Origin of the sequence: Alicyclobacillus dauci (assembly GCF_026651605.1) — a bacterium.
In the GTDB taxonomy this organism is placed as follows: Bacteria; Bacillota; Bacilli; order Alicyclobacillales; family Alicyclobacillaceae; genus Alicyclobacillus; species Alicyclobacillus dauci.
In genome coordinates, this window is sequence record NZ_CP104064.1 from 1,983,837 (window position 1) to 2,002,109 (window position 18,273).

17 protein-coding genes and 1 other annotated feature are annotated in these 18,273 nt (G+C 49.0%); of the genes, 10 read left to right on the plus strand and 7 right to left on the minus strand.

Annotation, left to right across the window (positions count from 1 at the left end):
• Positions 1-13 precede the first annotated feature (13 nt).
• The 6 genes from NZD86_RS09930 to proB form a co-directional block, all read right to left on the minus strand.
• The gene (locus NZD86_RS09930; protein WP_268046357.1) at positions 14-325 is read right to left on the minus strand and encodes a 2Fe-2S iron-sulfur cluster-binding protein; all 312 of its coding nucleotides are present in this window, start codon (positions 323-325) and stop codon (positions 14-16) included.
• A 15-nt stretch (positions 326-340) separates the two neighbouring features.
• Complete coding sequence (locus NZD86_RS09935) at positions 341-2,017, minus strand: FAD-binding protein (protein ID WP_268046358.1); 1,677 nt, start codon at positions 2,015-2,017, stop codon at positions 341-343.
• Positions 2,018-2,219: 202 nt separating this feature from the next.
• Entirely contained in the window at positions 2,220-3,527 is a 1,308-nt protein-coding gene (gene aceA, locus NZD86_RS09940; protein ID WP_407655225.1) for an isocitrate lyase, read from the minus strand.
• Between the two features lie 14 nt (positions 3,528-3,541).
• A complete protein-coding gene (locus NZD86_RS09945; RefSeq protein ID WP_268046359.1) occupies positions 3,542-3,994 on the minus strand; it encodes an aldolase/citrate lyase/malate synthase family protein in 453 nt (150 codons plus the stop codon).
• 518 nt (positions 3,995-4,512) lie between these two features.
• Complete coding sequence (locus tag NZD86_RS09950; RefSeq protein WP_407655226.1) at positions 4,513-5,799, minus strand: glutamate-5-semialdehyde dehydrogenase; 1,287 nt, start codon at positions 5,797-5,799, stop codon at positions 4,513-4,515.
• A gap of 32 nt (positions 5,800-5,831) precedes the next feature.
• Positions 5,832-6,926, minus strand: a complete 1,095-nt coding sequence (gene proB / locus NZD86_RS09955; RefSeq protein WP_268046361.1) for a glutamate 5-kinase — start codon at positions 6,924-6,926, stop codon at positions 5,832-5,834.
• Positions 6,927-6,979: 53 nt separating this feature from the next.
• Positions 6,980-7,217 (minus strand) — a binding site (T-box leader).
• 286 nt (positions 7,218-7,503) lie between these two features.
• Here proB and NZD86_RS09960 point away from each other — a divergent pair.
• The 10 genes from NZD86_RS09960 (at position 7,504) to NZD86_RS10005 (ending at position 15,963) form a co-directional block, all read left to right on the plus strand.
• Positions 7,504-7,896 (plus strand): VOC family protein, encoded by a 393-nt coding sequence (locus NZD86_RS09960; RefSeq protein ID WP_268046362.1) that lies wholly within the window; start codon positions 7,504-7,506, stop codon positions 7,894-7,896.
• 110 nt (positions 7,897-8,006) lie between these two features.
• Positions 8,007-8,489 carry a GNAT family N-acetyltransferase gene (locus NZD86_RS09965; protein WP_268046839.1) on the plus strand — a complete coding sequence of 161 codons (483 nt, stop codon included), beginning with the start codon at positions 8,007-8,009 and terminating at the stop codon, positions 8,487-8,489.
• A 10-nt stretch (positions 8,490-8,499) separates the two neighbouring features.
• Positions 8,500-8,850: a cupin domain-containing protein gene (locus tag NZD86_RS09970; protein ID WP_268046363.1), complete on the plus strand. Its 351-nt coding sequence runs from the start codon at positions 8,500-8,502 to the stop codon at positions 8,848-8,850.
• Positions 8,837-9,430 carry a 2'-5' RNA ligase family protein gene (locus NZD86_RS09975; RefSeq protein WP_268046364.1) on the plus strand — a complete coding sequence of 198 codons (594 nt, stop codon included), beginning with the start codon at positions 8,837-8,839 and terminating at the stop codon, positions 9,428-9,430. The genes NZD86_RS09970 and NZD86_RS09975 overlap by 14 nt, the downstream gene beginning before the upstream one ends.
• 444 nt (positions 9,431-9,874) lie before the next feature.
• Positions 9,875-10,225 carry a VOC family protein gene (locus tag NZD86_RS09980; protein WP_268046365.1) on the plus strand — a complete coding sequence of 117 codons (351 nt, stop codon included), beginning with the start codon at positions 9,875-9,877 and terminating at the stop codon, positions 10,223-10,225.
• 557 nt (positions 10,226-10,782) lie between these two features.
• A complete protein-coding gene (locus NZD86_RS09985; protein WP_268046366.1) occupies positions 10,783-10,929 on the plus strand; it encodes a hypothetical protein in 147 nt (48 codons plus the stop codon).
• A gap of 44 nt (positions 10,930-10,973) precedes the next feature.
• The gene (locus tag NZD86_RS09990; RefSeq protein WP_268042986.1) at positions 10,974-12,284 is read left to right on the plus strand and encodes an IS1380 family transposase; all 1,311 of its coding nucleotides are present in this window, start codon (positions 10,974-10,976) and stop codon (positions 12,282-12,284) included.
• A gap of 147 nt (positions 12,285-12,431) precedes the next feature.
• Positions 12,432-12,554 carry a hypothetical protein gene (locus NZD86_RS09995; RefSeq protein ID WP_268046367.1) on the plus strand — a complete coding sequence of 41 codons (123 nt, stop codon included), beginning with the start codon at positions 12,432-12,434 and terminating at the stop codon, positions 12,552-12,554.
• 1,604 nt (positions 12,555-14,158) lie between these two features.
• Positions 14,159-15,340: an FAD-dependent monooxygenase gene (locus NZD86_RS10000; protein WP_268046840.1), complete on the plus strand. Its 1,182-nt coding sequence runs from the start codon at positions 14,159-14,161 to the stop codon at positions 15,338-15,340.
• Positions 15,341-15,357: 17 nt separating this feature from the next.
• Complete coding sequence (locus tag NZD86_RS10005; protein ID WP_268046368.1) at positions 15,358-15,963, plus strand: TetR/AcrR family transcriptional regulator; 606 nt, start codon at positions 15,358-15,360, stop codon at positions 15,961-15,963.
• A gap of 612 nt (positions 15,964-16,575) precedes the next feature.
• On the opposite strand, the gene NZD86_RS10010 is transcribed toward NZD86_RS10005, so the two are convergent.
• On the minus strand, positions 16,576-17,814 hold the full coding sequence (locus NZD86_RS10010; protein ID WP_268044126.1) for an IS110 family RNA-guided transposase: 1,239 nt from the start codon (positions 17,812-17,814) through the stop codon (positions 16,576-16,578).
• Positions 17,815-18,273: the final 459 nt, after the last annotated feature.

The window sequence follows — 18,273 nt, forward strand, 5'->3', positions numbered from 1 at the left end:
TTGTTGCACCACCTCAATCAATTTCAGTGACGAGATCGCGAATCCATGTTCGCGAGCGCAAAGGAGCCACGTTCACCAGAGCCCCTTTTTGAGCCTTGGTATTGCACAGGTAGCCTGGTTTGCCGTCGATGATGGCTGAACATTCTTTGCAGGCGTTGGCGGATCGGCAGGAATATCGGACCGCTAGACTCGGGTCATGGTGCGCCCGCGTCCAAAGGACGGCTTCCAGCAGGCTCATGCCTTCCGAGTACGGGACATCGTAATCCATCACGGTCTCTCCATCATTCGGGTTACCTCGCGTAATTTTGAGCGTTACTTTGTCCATTGTTCTTACCTCCTATCATACGTCGTATAAGATTTCCCAACCAGTCTCAGAGTTGTAATGAAACCGAGTACTTTGTGCGTGCTCGTGTGTTTCCGGATAGTCTTCGCGGACATGGCACCCTCTTGATTCACGGCGGAGCTTGGCTCCCCGGACGATGGCCTCACTGACCTTGAGCATATTGTAGAGTTCAACCTTCTCGACAAACTGCAATGGAAAGCGTGTTTCCTCCGCTAACGACAAGCTTTCACACTGTTCCTTGAGAGTCGCAATTTCTTCCATGGCCTTGTCGAGTTTGCGACCGGTGCGAATGGGACCGGCGTTTTCCCACATCGCCGTCTGCAACGACTGTTTCAACCCGACAACAGAACCATCGTCCTGCTTTACGTCGTGTGGGTGCCATAGATGGTGCAATCTTTCCCACTCTTCACGGGCAGCTTTCTTTGCTGCGTCTGAATTTCCTTTGCTCCGGTGTTTGGCAGCCGTTTCGCCGGCGATTCGGCCGCTGACCAGTGCCTCGGTGATGGCATTTCCGGACAACCGGTTGGCGCCGTGCATGCCGTAAATGCCTTCTCCACAGGCCAAGAGACCGGGTATCGTCGTGTTCATCGACGGATCGACTTTGATACCGCCAATCATGAAGTGTGCCATTGGCGCCACCTCAACCATCTGCTTCGTCAAGTCGATCCCGTTGTTCTCCAGGATGCCGATGACGGGACCGAACGCTTCTCGCAATTTCGTCTCCGGAACCATTTGGAAGTCTAGGTAGGCACCGCCGTGATCGGAACCGCGGCCTGCAGCCACTTCCTCGAATATGGCTGTCGTCGTCATGTCTCTGGTGGCAGTATATCGGCCAGCCTCTTCACCTGCGTACTTCAGCATGAATTCTTCACCGTTGCGATTCAGCAAGCGCCCGCCGAGTTTGTAGCGAAAGGGATCCCACATGATCGGATCGATCCCGACCACGGGCGGATGCAGGTGTGCAATGGGGAAGAACTGTACGAGTTCCATATCGCGAAGCTCTGCACCCGCTTCCGCAGCTAGCACGAAGCCGTCGCCCGTCATGTTGGCGGACGCACTATTGCGCGCATAGGTTTCCGTAAGACCACCGGTGGCAATGATGACATTGGAAGCCGCGATCGTGATCGGTTCGAGCGACTCGATAGAAAATCCGATCGCTCCCACTACCACGCCATCGTCCTTCACGAGCCGCGTGATCATGACATTTCGCAAACGACGAATTTGCGGATCTCGGAATGTCGCCCGCCGCAGACCTGCGGACGTGGCACCTCCCGTGTTGAGGACGTCCACATAGACACAGCGTCTTCTCGAGTGTCCGGGTGCGACAACTTGAGACCGTCGCCCGTCGGGGGTACGAGCCCAGTTGACGCCGTATTTTTCAACTTCCAGAATGACTTCCGGCCCGCGCTCAACAATGGCCCGGACGATTTGCGGATCACATAGACCGCGTCCGCCGACCAGGGTATCTTCTTCATGAATACTTGGGTTGTCGTCCTCCGCTTCACCGAGTGCCACAGCCACAGTCATCTGTGCAAGGACCGTTGCACCCCCACGTCCGACGACACTCTTGTCAACGACTAAAACGGAAGCGCCCGCGTCGCTTGCTGCACGAGCTGCCATGAGACCGGCTGCCCCTGAACCCACTACCAGTACGTCTGTGATAAAGTCAGACACTTTAATTCCACTCCAGTCGCTGTATCCCATCTAACCCATTGGCGTATACACCATGGCTTAGATTATATTACTAAATTCGATAATCTTCTGTATTTAGAGACAAGAAAGATGGGGAAAATCGAGGGGAATTGGGATGGATTCGGGTATGGCAGGAAGAGGCGAGGGGGCATTCGCCCGCCTCGCCTCCGTATGTGGTCGGTATTTATGCGAACTGTTCGGCTTCCGTTGAGCCCAGGAGGGCGACGGTGGAAGAGAATCCACCCGAAACGACTTGAGCAACTTCATCGAAATAGCCAGTGCCCACTTCACGCTGGTGCTTGGTGGCCGTATATCCGTGAACTTCGTCAGCAAATTCGGCTTGTTGTAAGTCGGAGTAGGCCGCCATTCCGCGTTGTTTATATCCGTGAGCAAGTGTGAACATGCTGTGATTGAGGGTGTGGAACCCGGCCAACGTCACGAATTGGAACTTGTAACCCATATCGCCGAGTTCGTCTTGAAAGCGGGCAATTTGCTCATCGTCGAGTTTCTTCTTCCAGTTGAAAGAGGGAGAACAGTTGTATGCAAGCAGCTTTCCAGGATACTGCGAATGAATGGCTTCCGCAAAGCGGCGGGCTTCTTCCAGATTCGGCTCGGATGTTTCGCACCAAATCAGGTCTGCGTACGGCGCGTATGCAAGACCGCGCGCAATCGCAGCATCGAGTCCGCCGCGAATGCGGAAAAACCCTTCGACAGTGCGTTCACCCGTAATGAATTCTGCGTCGCGCGGGTCCACGTCGCTTGTTAGCAAGTTTGCTCCGTTTGCGTCCGTGCGCGCGATAAGGACCGTGGGAACACCGACGACATCGGCAGCCAACCGCGCAGCGACGAGGTTGCGCACCGCATTGCTTGTCGGGATGAGGACCTTGCCACCCATATGCCCACATTTCTTCTCGGAGGATAACTGATCTTCGAAGTGTACACCTGCTGCGCCCGCCTCGATCATCTGTTTCATCAATTCAAAGACGTTCAGTGGTCCGCCAAAACCGGCTTCTGCATCAGCGACGATGGGTGCAAACCAATGCGTATCGTCAACTCCTTCGATGTGGTGAATCTGATCCGCCCGCTGCAAGGCTTGGTTGATTCGCTTCACAACATGCGGCACGCTGTTCGCAGGGTAGAGGCTTTGGTCGGGATACATGTGGCCAGACAGGTTGGCGTCAGCTGCAACTTGCCAGCCACTGAGATAAATCGCTTTAAGTCCTGCTTTTACTTGTTGTACGGCTTGGTTCCCAGTGAGCGCTCCGAGGGCTTTTATGTGATGCTCTGTGTGAAGAAGCCGCCACAAGCGTTCTGCACCCATTCGGGCGAGACTGTGTTCAATGTGTACCGATCCGCGCAGCCGCAACACATCGCTGGCACTGTACGGGCGTTCAATGCCCTTCCAGCGGAAGTCTGTTTTCCACTCGTATTCCAGTTGTTCTACTTGACCGCGATCCGCCATGATTCTCTCACTCTCCGTATATTTAGTCATTTCAGGGTGGACGTTCAGACGAGAAGTTTGTAGCCGGGGACCGTTAGGAATTCGACAAACTCATTCTCCAAAATCAGATCCCAGAGTAACCCCGCTGCCGTTTCATACGCGTGATCTGAGGCGTTCTGTTCGGTTGTCTCGAGCAACTTTGAGTGCTCTTCGTCGATGATTGTTCGAACGAGATCGAAATCAATGTTGCGGCCGTCGCTGAGTACGCCTCGTTCATGACGAATCCACTGCCACACATGCGCCCGGGAGATCTCCGCCGTTGCAGCGTCTTCCATGAGATTGAAAATAGGCACCTCCCCAGAACCGCGCAACCAGGCTTCAATGTACTGAATCCCCAGGCTGACGTTCGTCCGGAGGTCTTCCTCCGTGATGGGACCAACCGGCACTTCTTGGAGAACTTTCGACGCGACGGAAACGGAACGTCCGCGGTCAATTTGGTTTGGCTCTGACATCAACATACTGTACCCTCCTCGGCAACATTGAGCTCAGCTGTTTCACAATCAGCATATGATTGTTATCTGTTATATAACATCGATTGTTATAAAACACAACGAAAAATTTTCGCGATTTTGACTTGAATTATTGATATGACACATATAAATTGTTGTATAACAGGTAGAAAGAACAGACGGAGATTTGCATAGTATGAATTAAATTGAGGACATATGAGGAGATGGTTCGATGAGTCACCGCTATTACGGATGGGTATCGGAACATTCCGAACACGAGAACAAGCCGATGCAATTATATGGGTGGGGTATACACCATTATGGGCCCGTAAAGTCAACGAGTTCGTACCCAAAAACGGAACAATGCGTAGAATGTGGGTCTGAGTTCGCGGTTTACGGGAGTGGGGCGATGTATGAGTGCGACAGGTGTTTGAATCGGCGTGAATAAGGGATGACCGAACGCGATGGCATGTAGGAAAATTCGGGGCCCCCAGGAATGGGGGCATTGGTTTTCGTCGTAAGGGACTCTATTGCCGCACTTGTCCATTCCCTCGCACCACATATTGATAGCTTGTCAGTTCACGCAACCCCATGGGCCCACGGGCGTGCAGCTTTTGGGTAGAGATGCCGATTTCCGCCCCAAATCCGAACTCAAATCCATCGGTGAATCGGGTCGACGCGTTATGGTAGACCACTGCAGCGTCCACCCGCGATAAGAAGTCCTCCGCTACGGCGACGTTTTCGGTGACGATTGCCTCCGAATGCTGGGTCCCATAGTGCGTGATGTGTCGGATTGCCTCATCCGCCGACTTGACCACCTTGATGGCCAAAATGGGGGCGAGAAATTCAGTTGCCCAGTCTTCTTCAGATGCCGCCCGGACAAGCCTGTTTGGAGCACCGGACTGTCTGGCAAGCGCTTCGGTTTGCGGGCAGCCACGAATTTCAACGTCGTGTTGCAGCAAGTTACTTATGGCAACGGGCAGCCACTCGTCTGCCACTGCTTCATGGACGAGTAGCGTTTCTGCGGCGTTACACACCGATGGTCGCTGCGTCTTCGCGTTGAGTATGATGCTGAGCGCCTTAGCAAGGTCAGCATCGGCATCGACATAGATGTGGCAGTTGCCGACGCCCGTTTCAATGACCGGTACGCAAGCACCTTGGATGACACGCCCGATCAGGCCGGCTCCTCCCCGAGGAATGGCCAGGTCCACGAGTCCCCTGGCTTGGATCAGTATGTCCACCGCCTCTCTGTCGACACGGTTCACGAACTGGATACTGTCGACGGGAACGCGGCTTTTGCGCAGGCCCAGTTGCAAAGCATCCACGAGTGCCTGGTTGGATCGCAGCGACTCCTTGCCGCCGCGCAGCACGACAGCATTACCCGTCTTGAGCGTCAACCCGACAGCATCGACCGTCACATTCGGCCGCGACTCATAGATCATCGCGATTACTCCAAGGGGTACTCGCCGCTTTTCCACACGAAGTTCATTTTGGAGCACAGCTGTCTCCAATGTTTCACCGATAGGGTCGGGTAACTCCATGATCTGATACAGGCCCTTCATCATCGCTTCGACTCGTTGTGTGTCTAACAACAGTCGATCAATTCGACTGGCAGGATCGCCGGACTTTTCCGCATCTTCGATATCCACTCGATTTGCATCTAGAATTTGCTGTCGATTGTCCCAAAGCGCCTGGGCCATTCGCTGCAGAGCCTCGTTCTTGTCCTGGGTCGAGATTCCCGCTAAGAAGCGGGAGGCCTCTTTGGCAAGGCATACCCTATCAAGCACGTGCTTCTGTAGACCGGTGTCGCTCATGTTCATACCGCCCCTTCTGTAACCATTTTCGTTCATTCGAAAATCATCAAGTCGTTTCGGTGGATAATCTCTTGAACGTCGTGAATGGATTCGCCGGCTGTTCGCCGCGCTAACAATCGTTTTAAGTCGCGAGCGGAGAAGTTCACGATGCCCCGTCCAAGCACTCTGTCATCGGCATCTGACACTTCGACCGTCGACCCCTCCAAAAAATCTCCGGTCACTTTCGTGATCCCTGGAACGAGCAAGCTGCCATGATGTTTCAGTGCTCGTATGGCACCGTCGTCGATCCCGATCCGCCCCCTGGCTCTCGTCCCAAACGCAATCCACGACTTCCTGGCCGCAGGCCGGTCCGACGAAGCATGGAACATCGTCCCGATCCGCTCATCTTGCATCACTCGCCGCAACACGTTGTCCGTATGGCTGGACGCAATGACGACGTCAATGCCTGCCCGAACTGCTATCTTCGCGGCGGTGATCTTCGTTTTCATGCCCCCGGTGCCAACTGTGCTCCCCGATCCTCCAGCCGCGCGTTCCATCTCGCCGGTGATGTCCCAGACGTCCGAAATATGCTGAGCTTCCGGATTTTCCTTTGGGTTTGCGGTATACAGTCCATCGATATCCGTGAGCAGTATGAGTTTATCGGCTTCAGCTGTAAGGGCCACGAGACTCGCAAGCGTGTCATTGTCACCGAAACGAATTTCATCGACCGCAACGGTGTCGTTCTCGTTCACGATAGGCAGGATACCGTGGCGGAGAAGTGTCTTGATGGTATTGCGGATGTTCACAAACCGCCTGCGGTCTTCTACATCAGAGCGTGTGAGCAGGATTTGGGCAATGGAAATGCCTTCGCGCGCAAAGAGGCGTTCATACAGACTAATGAGAGCCTCTTGCCCGACGGCAGCCGCAGCTTGTTTCTCCGGCATCGTGCAGTGCGCGTGCGACCAACCCAGTTTTCCGATGCCCGCTGCAATCGCCCCAGATGAGACGAGAATGATCTGGCCTGACGTCTCGCGGTGCATTTGCGCAATCTGCGTCACCAGACGGTCCATTTTTTTGACCGAAATACGAGTGTCCTCATCGGTCAGACTACTTGATCCAACCTTGATCACGATGCGCTGTGCCGTCATATTCCTGCCTCCTTACGACTACACACACTTGAAAAACACAAAAACCCCCTCATCCGAAGGACGAAAGGGTGAATTTCGCGGTACCACCTTCATTGATACGTGCACAGGAGATGACCGAAGAGGTGATCTCACACACGTATCCGCTCAATCTGGGTAACGGCCGGTTCCGTTCCGCTTTTCACGGAATGTTCGGGAGGCGGTTCAACACGGTTTCCCGACGAAGGCTCACAGCCGACGACCTTCGATCTCTTCACGGGTAGACGCATCTACTCACTCCGTCATGACAATTCGGTATGCAATTAAGATTGAATTGTTTGAAAAAAACCGATTAACTGGAGATATACATCCTTATGAGGTATTTGTCAACCTAAACGACTCCGTGCACCCTAGTTTGACTTATTGCATTCTCGTTGAACTGGTTGGATATCTTGTGCAAAAATTGGTACATCTGTAACGCGTTTAACTAGGCATGGTTGAAACGTGCAACCTGCTACTCACAGCCGTGCGCGAAAATGATGATGACCGAGTTTATTTTGGACATTTTTAAATAATCCGTAGAGTGGTTAGGAGAGTGAATATGACGACATATGAAGTGACGGTGCAATTTCGTGTTACAGAGTTTCCTATTGGGCTGAAGTGGTATTCAAAATTGCTTAATCGAGATCCGGACTTCGTACCCCATGAGGCATTTGCAGAGTGGGAACTGATTCCAGGAACTTGGCTCCAAGTAGCTGAAGGCACGCCGACAGAGGGGAGCGGTCCCCTGCGCTTAGGTGTCAGTGACATCGAAAGTGAGCGAGATCGGGTTGTGAAAGAATTGGATCTTGAACCTTTCGAAGTGTATGGGCGTAGCGAAGTGCCCGTGAAATGGGGGACTTTCTCGGATCCTTGGGGAAACAGGATAGGTTTCTTCGAGTATCTGGATGAAATCGAGAAAGAAAAAACGATTAACAGAATACTCCACACATAAAATGGCTCGCTTTTTTGGAATTGTTGCACGGAAACCGATACGAGGTGTTTGCTTGAATTTCAAACAAGGTAGTTTGACGATTCGTCCACTTTGAGGATCAAGATGGAGCGATCCTTCATAAGTGGTTAAATGATCCCCGCGTTCTCGCCTTTTATGAAGGACGCGACAGACCGCATGACATGGACATGATTCGCGCCAGGTTTCTGACTAAGACGGATGCATCACGTGTTCTTGGATGTCTAGTTTCATGGGAAGGTACTCCAGTAGGATATGTACAGGCATATCCTGTCACGGTCGATAAACAGCTGTACGGGTACTCCGACCAACTTCGCGTTTACGGTATGGATCAATTTCTGGGTGAACCCGAGATATGGAATCAGGGGATTGGAACAGTGCTGGTTCGTGAGGTTTCAGACTGGCTACTGCGACAGCGCGGAGCTGACTATGTAGTAATGGACCCGCGTGTAGATAATCTTAGAGCCATCCATGTCTACGAAAAGTGCGGATTTAAAAAGGTAAAGTTGTTGCCACAACGGGAATTGCACGAAGGAATATATCACGACTGCTGGCTCATGGAACTGGCAAGGGACTGAGGTGTTGTGATTGATGATCAGCAAAGAGAATGCCGAACATTATATTTGGCGTGGAATATGTGATGGTTGGCACCTGGTTAAGCAGGATGACTTAAGCATAATCCATGAGAGGATGCCACGCGGTACGTCTGAGGTTAGGCATTTCCACAACAAGTCAAGACAGTTTTTCTTTGTCTTGTCGGGTATGGCGACATTAGAAGTTGATGGGGATCAACACGTCATCCGGGAGTTTCAGGGGATCGAGGTGGCACCAGGAACCCCACACCAAATGATGAACACGTCGCAAGAAGATGTAGAATTCATCGTTGTGTCGCAGCCGATGAGCCATGGAGATCGTGTTTCACTAGATGAGAAAGAATAATGGGTGTGAAAAATCCAGGCGGACGGCTGCCGGACGTGAGGGCAGTGCTTGCAGATGCGAAGGCGGTGAGCGGGTGCGAAGGGCTATACATATATTTCCTGAGTTTCAGAATGCATGCGCAATCGACAGGTTACGCGAGAAGTACGATCCCCTATTTCATCTGATTCAGCCCCATGTGACTCTCGTATTTCCGTTTGCTAGCGGAGTTCCTGCTGAGTCTCTCAGACAACACGTAAAGCTATCCGTTCGGGGTTTGTCCCCGTTTGAAATTGTTCTCAGGGGTGTCACGGGGGTCGACGGGGAGTACTTGTTCCTAAATGTGAAGGTGGGGAACGATCGCATTATTGAATTGCACGACAGGCTGTACTCCGGAATTTTGGCGCAACATCTAAATCGCACTGTCACGTATTCTCCTCATTTAACGGTTGGGCGAATCAACGACAAGGGGATTTTCGAGTTGGCCCTGGCAGAAACCGAACACTTTGGTGAGACGTTTCAAGCGACGGTCCACGAAATTGTTGTTGAGAAGATTGATGAGGGCGGAAAGTCGACTGTGGAGATGACGGTCCCACTAGATTGAGGTTGAACTCAATCCCTCGTCCATTTTGCTGACAACTGTTCATCAACCTTCCCTGTCTTGACGGCTCAAGATGTCGTGAATGTCGCTGACAACCTTACTCAGCGGCTTATGGATGATTCTGGATTCCCAAATCGTTACATAAGTTATATGCTAGTGAGAATGCGGAGTCGAGGTGAAATTTATGAAAACTGCGAGATTTTTATTTTGGTTAGGTGTTGCCGTAATTATCGTTCAACTAGCTGGAAATACGATGATGTTTGCTCGAATGGCATCTATACCATCGGCGGTTATGCCGAACTGGGGATCTATGCTGACATCTATTGCAAGTTGTTTCTTTGGTGGGGGCACTCTGATTGGTCTTTCCAAAATTATCGAAAAACTATATTCACAGAGATAGGTTATGTTCACCACACTCTCGAGAGATATTTTTGTTGAGGTGATTGTATGAAACCTATACTAAACCAAATTGGAACGGTTTTTATCCCCGTCAGTAATATTCAAGAAGCACGCAATTGGTACTGTGACATATTGGGGTTACCAGTTGATGGCGAGATCCTGTTTGGTCATTTATATGTCATACCGATGAACGGAACAGGAATTGTATTAGATAGCAAGATTTATTCAAAGGAGAGTGTTTTCAAGACTCCTCCATTTCATTTGAACACCAATGATATAGAACAAGCATACGCGTATTTGAAGGATAAGGATGTCGAATTGATAACGGGAATTGAGCATAATCAATGGTTTAATTTCAAAGACCCTGACGGCAATCACTTAATGGTTTGTCAGTGTTAGCCCTGTTTCACCAATTGTCATGACCGTCGGTCGTAAACGATACCGAATCTTCGTGGTTGCTGGACATCAGACGAGCAGAGTGAAGACATGGATTCTTAAATACGTGCATCGCAAGAGATAATCACGAAAGTCGGAAAAAGATCCGTGGTTTCCTATACACCTTAGCTTCAGTCGATGCCGGGGAGGTTTGTACAGTGAAGCATGGAGGGGTGCACTGCGAATCATGCGCGTGTACCATCGAACATCGGGCTGAGTTAATTACGTGTTTAAAGGGAGCTAGTCTCGTAGCTTATCACTCCAGTTGTCATGCATATCTATTGAGAGGTGGAATGGAAGGCTTCATGATTTCTGCAATGCCCATCAACGGTTCACGGTTCTCAGGTGCGAGCATCGCCTCATAGGTTATCGTGATTGGAATAGGTCGATTTTGTTAATTCTGCTTTTTCTTGTCTTCGTACGATTTGGGTCGTGGTATCGTTTTGAGTCAAGGCTGCAAAAACATTAACGATTGTAACGTGGATATCCTTTGTACAAATTGCTTAAAAGGAGGTGCCGTTTTGGATAAGAAGCTTGACAATATAGGTCGTGCTATTTTAGCTGGTGTCGTTGCTTTCATATTCACATTAATCCCGGATTTCGACGGTTTTGTCCTCTTTGAATTGACCCGAATAATTGAAAAGGCGCTCCCCGTAAGGCTAAGATGAGTTTGTCGAGAATACATCTCTAGCATGAAAGGAGCACCTTTAAGGTGAAACAACATAAGCATACACGAAAACACCGCCGCCGGAAAAGCTGTAAAATACATACTCACTTCGACCTCAATTCTGCCACTGCATTTGGCGGGGCGGCAGGACTCATCGATTTCGTCCTCCAAACCGGTATGGATAAGTATTTTTGCACAGAGGAACTTGGCAAACGGAAAGACGCTCAATTCCAAATGGATGACGTTGCTCTTACGTTCGTCCTCGGTACATTGCTGGGTCAGGAACGAATTTTCCACTTCGAGGACATTGAGCATGATCCCCTTCTTATGCTCAAGCTGGATCTGCCGAAGCTGCCAGATACAACGCTGCTGTACAAGGACTTGAAGCGGCTAGGCTCCCCTGTTGGTATGGAGGCGATCCGCTCGGCACAGCGCCTTGTACTTAAGTCGCTACTCCCCAAAGGACATGACATTGTCGTTGACATAGATTCTTCAGTGGAGACGGTGTTTGGAAACCAGGAACAATCTGCTGTAGGGTTCAATCCGCATCATCATGGAAGGGCAAGTTTTCATCCCTTGCTAGCGTTTGAATCGCAGATGGGGTGCTGCATCTATGACGAACTGCGTTCCGGCGACGCTCACACAGCAGAAGGGTTTGCAGCCTTCTATGAGGCGATGAAAAAGCAGTTGCCAACAGGTGTAAACATCCGTGCCATCCGCATGGATAAAGGGTTTACCGGTGAAAAGGTGTTTCAGACACTGGAACAAGACGGGCGAGACTACGTGATCAAACTGAAATGGACTAAGCGACTAGCAGAGCTGGCCCCCAACCTAGCGTGGCATTGTATCACCCAGAGTGATACAGAACACTGCGATGTTGCCTCCCTTATGTACCAGGCAACATCCTGGGAAAAACCTCGGCGAGTTGTCATTGTGCGTCGATTGGACATTGACCCGCAGGAGGTCCTATGTGCGGATTGGTTTTGGGAGTACGAGGCCATAGCCACAACGTTCGACTGGAACGGTGAGGACATATGGCATTTCTACAACCACCGTGGCAACGCTGAGAATCATATCAAAGAAGCCAAATATGGATTCGCCGTTGACCAATTCTCGAGTCAGAATTTCAATACCAACAAAGCGTTGGAAGCTCTGAAGCTGCTGGCATACAACCTGCTCCTGTTATATAAACAAGCAGCGTTGCAACCTGGAGTGCGTCAGTGGACAGTTGGACGGCTCCGGCGGAGACTATTCCTTCTACCCGGAATTTTGGTTCACCATGCACGTCAGTGGACAATTCGTCTGCCCGAGTTCGCACAGCGCCTGTCCACCCAAGTCCTTCAGGTGGCGACATAGTGATTTCCAAGCTGAACTGGCAAAAATGACGGTCCATTATGGGGAGGGGGAAAGTGTGTCCAAAGGTTCAATCCAGGACCACTATGCTATCGTGATCGTTAACATATTTACCTATTAATTGAATTTCCAGCCCTGTCGGGCTGTTAAATGAAAAAACCGTCGAAATCCGGGTTAATTAGTGTTTCAGTGGGGAATGTTCAAAGTTTGACCGTTCCAATGGAACTCGGCGCCATCATAGGACTTCTCTTGTACCTGAGTATTCGTGAGTAACATGTTAGACCTATTTCTTGTCCTGTGGATTAAGTAAGACAGTTTACAATGACTCATTAGCTCCGCAGTTTCTTCATAGGCTCAACTTGTATGCATTTGTATTACTCTAGTCGTTTGTAAGTTAAGTTTTCATGACTTAACTTATTTAAACGAGGCATAGTGCGTAAACCGTGGAATCAAGTAATCTTCAAGCGTTCAGGTATGCGGCGGAGCACTTGCAAAAGGTAGATTAATACATTACTGGTTAATCGCTGCGGATTAAAGATCGCAGGGCTGTATTCATTGTGATTTTCGAAATTTGTGATTCGCTTGCACTTGGCGCTCTTGTATCACGAGAGCGTTTTTTCGTACGTATCGCTGTAACATTTTCTGTATTGGTTTCGTCTATTGCTGTAAAAAGACGGGGGAATGATGATCAAACGGCGTCATTTATATGCAGTGACGTACATTGACCTGGCCAGTACAATGCTTCTTGGTAGATGTCCTGCCTGACCCTCACCATCTTCCCTGAGTATGAACTCTACGAATGTGACAGCAGGGCAAACTACCCGATGATGATTACGCGCTTCTGTTTCTTGATCGATTGAAGAATAGTACTGCTAAACCTGTTGTTGTTACGAAAGAGATATACATTGCACCCATTGTAGATACACATACGCTTCCAAAAATCATCCCCCAATTAGATATCTGGGCAGACCCTCCGTTACTCGGAACCAACGTGAAAATTACTGGATGGGTTCCAAAAGGAACACCCGCGATCGCGGTCGAGGTCAATGGCTCCCGATGGCACGGGGATGCGAAAACCTGTTAGTGTCCAAAACAATACAGGGTATGACTAGGGCGAATTTTCAATTTAATTTAAAGCACTTCACGCTATCCTTATTGTCGGAAAACTTTTCCCCAACTCACTTGGCTAGTTATAAACACAGGAAGGGTGAGCGCATTTGTCTATAGACGCGATTGTCGATATAGAGACATGGCGACAAAATGAAATTGATAAACTTCTTCGCACGTATTGTAAACCATTTCTCGTCGAAGACCTTGGGGAATTGTACCTATACCTTATAAACCCCGAAATTCTACACCATATTTCCCCTTCGTATTGGAACCAGTTTATCAACTTGTGTGATACCTTCACAGAGTCTTGGCTGAATCAGACAGGGATTAGTGCATTCATTCAAGATAAATTTGTCGGAAAAGAATTAACCGATGAATTGACAGAGGAAGTTATGAATTTCGTAGTCCAAAGGCTTTGTGATTTTGAAAAGGAATTCGGAATGACATATATTGATTGTCTTAAATCCTTTCTGTCACAGGAGATTCGGGGCTTTTGAACTCTCCTCGTTGCCCCTAAAGGAGACGATAGCTCGCACGGAAAATGTCGTTATAAGATGTACTGAGTTTGACCATTATGGCAACGCACCTGGGTGTTGGGCGTTTCTGGACTGTTACCAGTCGTATTTGGAGACGGGATCGTGCACGGAGTGGCCTTGCTCGCGACTGTGTAAAAAGCATTGACTTTTATCAAAAGTAACATTAAAGTGTGATTACAATTTTATATTGACCGACTGGTCAACCAAAATAAAGGGCGAACTACATTGAAAATGTTTCATGTTGATGTGTGTATTGTCGGAGCGGGCCCTGCAGGTGCCTTCCTTGGTTACTTACTCGCACGGAGCGGAATAAAGACATTGCTTGTGGAACGGCACCCACAACTAGATCGTGAATTCCGAGGAGAGCATCTTCACAGTGACGTTGAAAAACTCTTAAAGAGATATCAACTCTTTGAGAAGGTTAAAGCTTTAGGAATTCTTCCTATGCAAAGTGTGGACTTCTATTACGGGCGCAAACGCGTGATGTCAATTACGCCTGAAATGTTTGGAAACAGCCATGTAGGTATTCATGTCCCACATAAGCACTTGTTGGGCGTCCTGATTGATGAAGCCAAACAACAGGAGTGCTTTGAGCTATTATTAAACACGGCTGTCACAGGCCTTTTAACAGAAAACGATAAAGTCATCGGTGTAACAGCGAAGCATGGCGCGGAAGATATTAACATTTATTCACATGTCGTTGTAGGAGCTGACGGACGCTTCTCTCCTGTGAGGCGCTTTGCTGAGATCTCTACAACTATTCGAAAGCATGGATATGACGTTCTCTGGGCGAAAATTCCAACTCCTTCTGGTTGGAAACCCACCATGAGAATGGTTCTTGTCAATAATACGCAAATTAGTCTGTTTGCGAGTACAGGCACATTTGTCCAAATCGGTTGGCAAATCGAAGAGGGTTCGTTCCCAACTTTACGGAAGCAAAGTTTCCAACCCTTTATCGATCATCTTAAAAGAGCGGCTCCAGAACTCATTCCGTCGATTGACGAACACATTCGTGACTGGAGTGACTTTACTATGCTTCCTGTTCAAAGTTCTGTATCTGACACATGGGTAAAGGACGGTTTGGTGATTATGGGTGATGCTGCCCACACCATGAGTCCAACGGGGGGGATCGGCGTTAACGCGGCCATGCAGGATTCAGAATGCTTAGCTCGAATTTTGACGGACGCGATTCATAAAAACGATTATTCTGCGGATATGTTGAAAACCTTTGAACTAGCTAGAAGACCGGAAGTGACCAGAATTCAAGAAGGACAAATAAGGCAGGAGAAGTCCTTTAAGAAGATCAATAGCAGTAATCTCCTTATGCACATGTTTTATTGGAACATGCGTGTTCTGGATAGAATGCCGTGGAAGGCGAAAGTCTTCTCAAAAATGTACACCGCTCAAAAATAAGACTGGAGGAACTCCCAATGCCAAGAACAGAGAGGCAGAATCAGCAAATTCGCGACGAACGACGGGAACAGATTCTTCAAGCTGCATTAAAAGTGTTTGCGCGGAGGGGGTTGGCTGCTACCAAGATGACGGATATCTCGGAGGAAGCGGGATTAAGTAAAGGATTAGCCTACCACTATTTTCATTCAAAGGAAGAAATATTTACCACACTTGTTAAAAAGGCTACGGAGAGTTCAAAACTAGTACTTCACTACGCGAAACAACAAGCGGGATCGCCTTTGGAACAAATCCATTGGATGACTCGAATGATTTTGCAGAGTATTGAAGGTGAAGGAGGCTATCTGTTTCTAACGATGATTCACGCATATACTTCCGATGCAGTTCCAGAAGAAGTGAGGGAGTTATTAACCGAAGAACATACGTCATCACAAGTGAAAGAGTCGGCACTTTTAATTTCTGCAGGACAAGACCAAGGCGAAATTGTGGCCGGAGATCCAGAGAAATTAGCCGTGGCTTATTACTCCTTAATTGAGGGATTAGCCATTAGTAAACTGCAGTGGGAAGATTGCCCCATTCCTGATGCGGAAATGATTCTGAGAATTTTTAAAGCGAATCAAGCGTGAATCCATTAACATCATTATATGGGAATGAAATGAATATCGACGTTTGCGAAGGCAAGAAGGCAAGGTCCTTATTATTGCGGAGACGAAAAGGATATTTTTGTAATATAGTATGGGATCTGTCTGTTCCGTTGCTTTCAATGATTTAGACTGGACAACGTCGTGTCACGAAACACTTCAAGGAAAAATTTTGAAGGCTTGCGAGGAAGTTGGCGCCACCGAACCTGAAATCGCTCTGTTCGTGAAGGCTCTAAAATCGATTAGAATCATGAAATGACAAAAGTCGAATCGAATCAACAGACCTTTATGGACTCCTCACTGTCCGCCAACAGGCCTCGAATGGCGGCGGGAGATTCGGCTTTCGCTGTGAGAAAGGCAACCTGACAAGGATGAGTTGATATGACTTTTGTAACTACCTGGAAGACGACCGGTGTGAACTAATGTTGACTGTTGAATTAAAGTCCAACGGTAATATGTCAAGTTCCTGAAACTCGAAAAATGGAAATTTTGTTGGACCAAATTACCGTGAGTCAGTGAAAAAGACAGCACTAAAGAAACCCAGTCTGAGTTTGTTCCTCGAACTGGAACTGTTACCAAAGGATGATAAGGAGGCGATTATTGCTTCTCCGTATTCACCTTCCTTCTAGGCGTGTAGATTTGGTCGTTGCGTAGCAGCACATCGACCAGACGTACAAGTTTTCTTGCGGTTAAGACGAGGGCTCTTTTATGTTGGTGCTTTGGCACCTCAGCGAATTTCTTCTGGTAGTAATTCTGAAATTCTGGATCATGTCGTTTTACCGAGTTGGCGGCTTCAACAAGGTAATAGCGGAGGAACCGGTTACCAGATTTGATTCGCTTAGTATCTTCGGCTTCAAATTTACCGGATTGGTGTTTACGCCACGTGAGACCCGCATACTTTGCAACGGCGGCTTGGTCTTTAAACCGGTGAATGTCGCCGATCTCGGCAAGAATGCCGGCGCAGTAAACGCGTCCAATGCCGGGAATGGTCTCCAGCGTGTTCGGGATGCCGTCCAGCAGTCGCGCGATAGCTTGGTCAATCTGTTTGATCTGTTGCTTGATAGTTCGTATAGACTCGATGGAAGTAGCAAGCAGGATGTCAATCGTATCCTCTACACATTTGGAGAGGCGGTATGAGGAACGGGCGGCCTTCTGAATGCACTTGGCGACCTTCTCCGGATTAGGGAAACGATTCTTGCCTTTCTCTTTTAGGTAATCTGCAAGATCCGCCAGTTCCATGGATCCGATTTCATCAAGACTATACTGCTCCAGCAACAACTCGGTGATGGCATGACCGAAGACATCGCTTTCCACCTCGCTGGTAAAAGCGCTGCATTTGAAGAACAGGTGTTGCAAAAAGTACTGCTTTTCACGCGTCAGATTATGCACGAGATGAAATCTCATGCGAGTAAGGCGCTGTAAAGCAATGTATTGTTCTTGCAGTACCACGGTCATCGGCAGTCGTCCGAAACGCAGCCGGTCAGCGATAATCCAGGCATCAATATAATCGGTCTTGTCCAGGTCGGGGTAAGCCTCCCTGAACTTACTAATGAGCTTGGGATTGATGGTAAACACTTTGGTGCCGCGTTTTTGTAACGAGTTATCTTCGTGCAAAAACATGGCGGGATGCCAACTGTACACGGATGTGGATTCAAGTCCGACGTGGATTTCCTTGGATTTTTCCTTATCTGCTAGGGACAGAAGCTTGTCCCGCAAACGGGAAGCCCCATCGTGGTTATTCGTGACTGTGAAGGAATCCAGTGTGTCACCAACGATGTTCATGGCGCAGACTTTTAAGTCTTCAGAGCTAACGTCAATACCGACGAATAATTTCAAGGTTATCCCTCCCTTCTGAATTAGGGATTTGGGGAATTGGACTCTTCGGGACGCCCCCAGCGCGCTCGCAGATCAATCACCCTCGCATATGAGAACTTCCTTCGATCCATGAGCCGCCTCGAATCTGCTACTTTCGAGCATGGGTTGCCAAAGGGAACAGCCAACGGGTTAGAAGTACACGCGAGTGCTGGGGAAACAGACTTTAGACGTAGTCGAGCTACAGGAGATGAACGAATTTCCCCAAATGACCCAAGGATCATTGTCTGGGAACATCACGAAGAGTCCAAGACCCAATTGCGATTTATTAAGTTTTCAAGGAGGCCTGTTTTCGGGCGGACCCCGACTTCCGCTCCTCGCCCTCCGGGCTGTGGTGCGGGTTCGGCTACTTGCTCCATCTAAAAACAATTTTTTACTGGAAATTCTTCAAAAAGAAGAATCGAAAAATACTATACGAGGGGG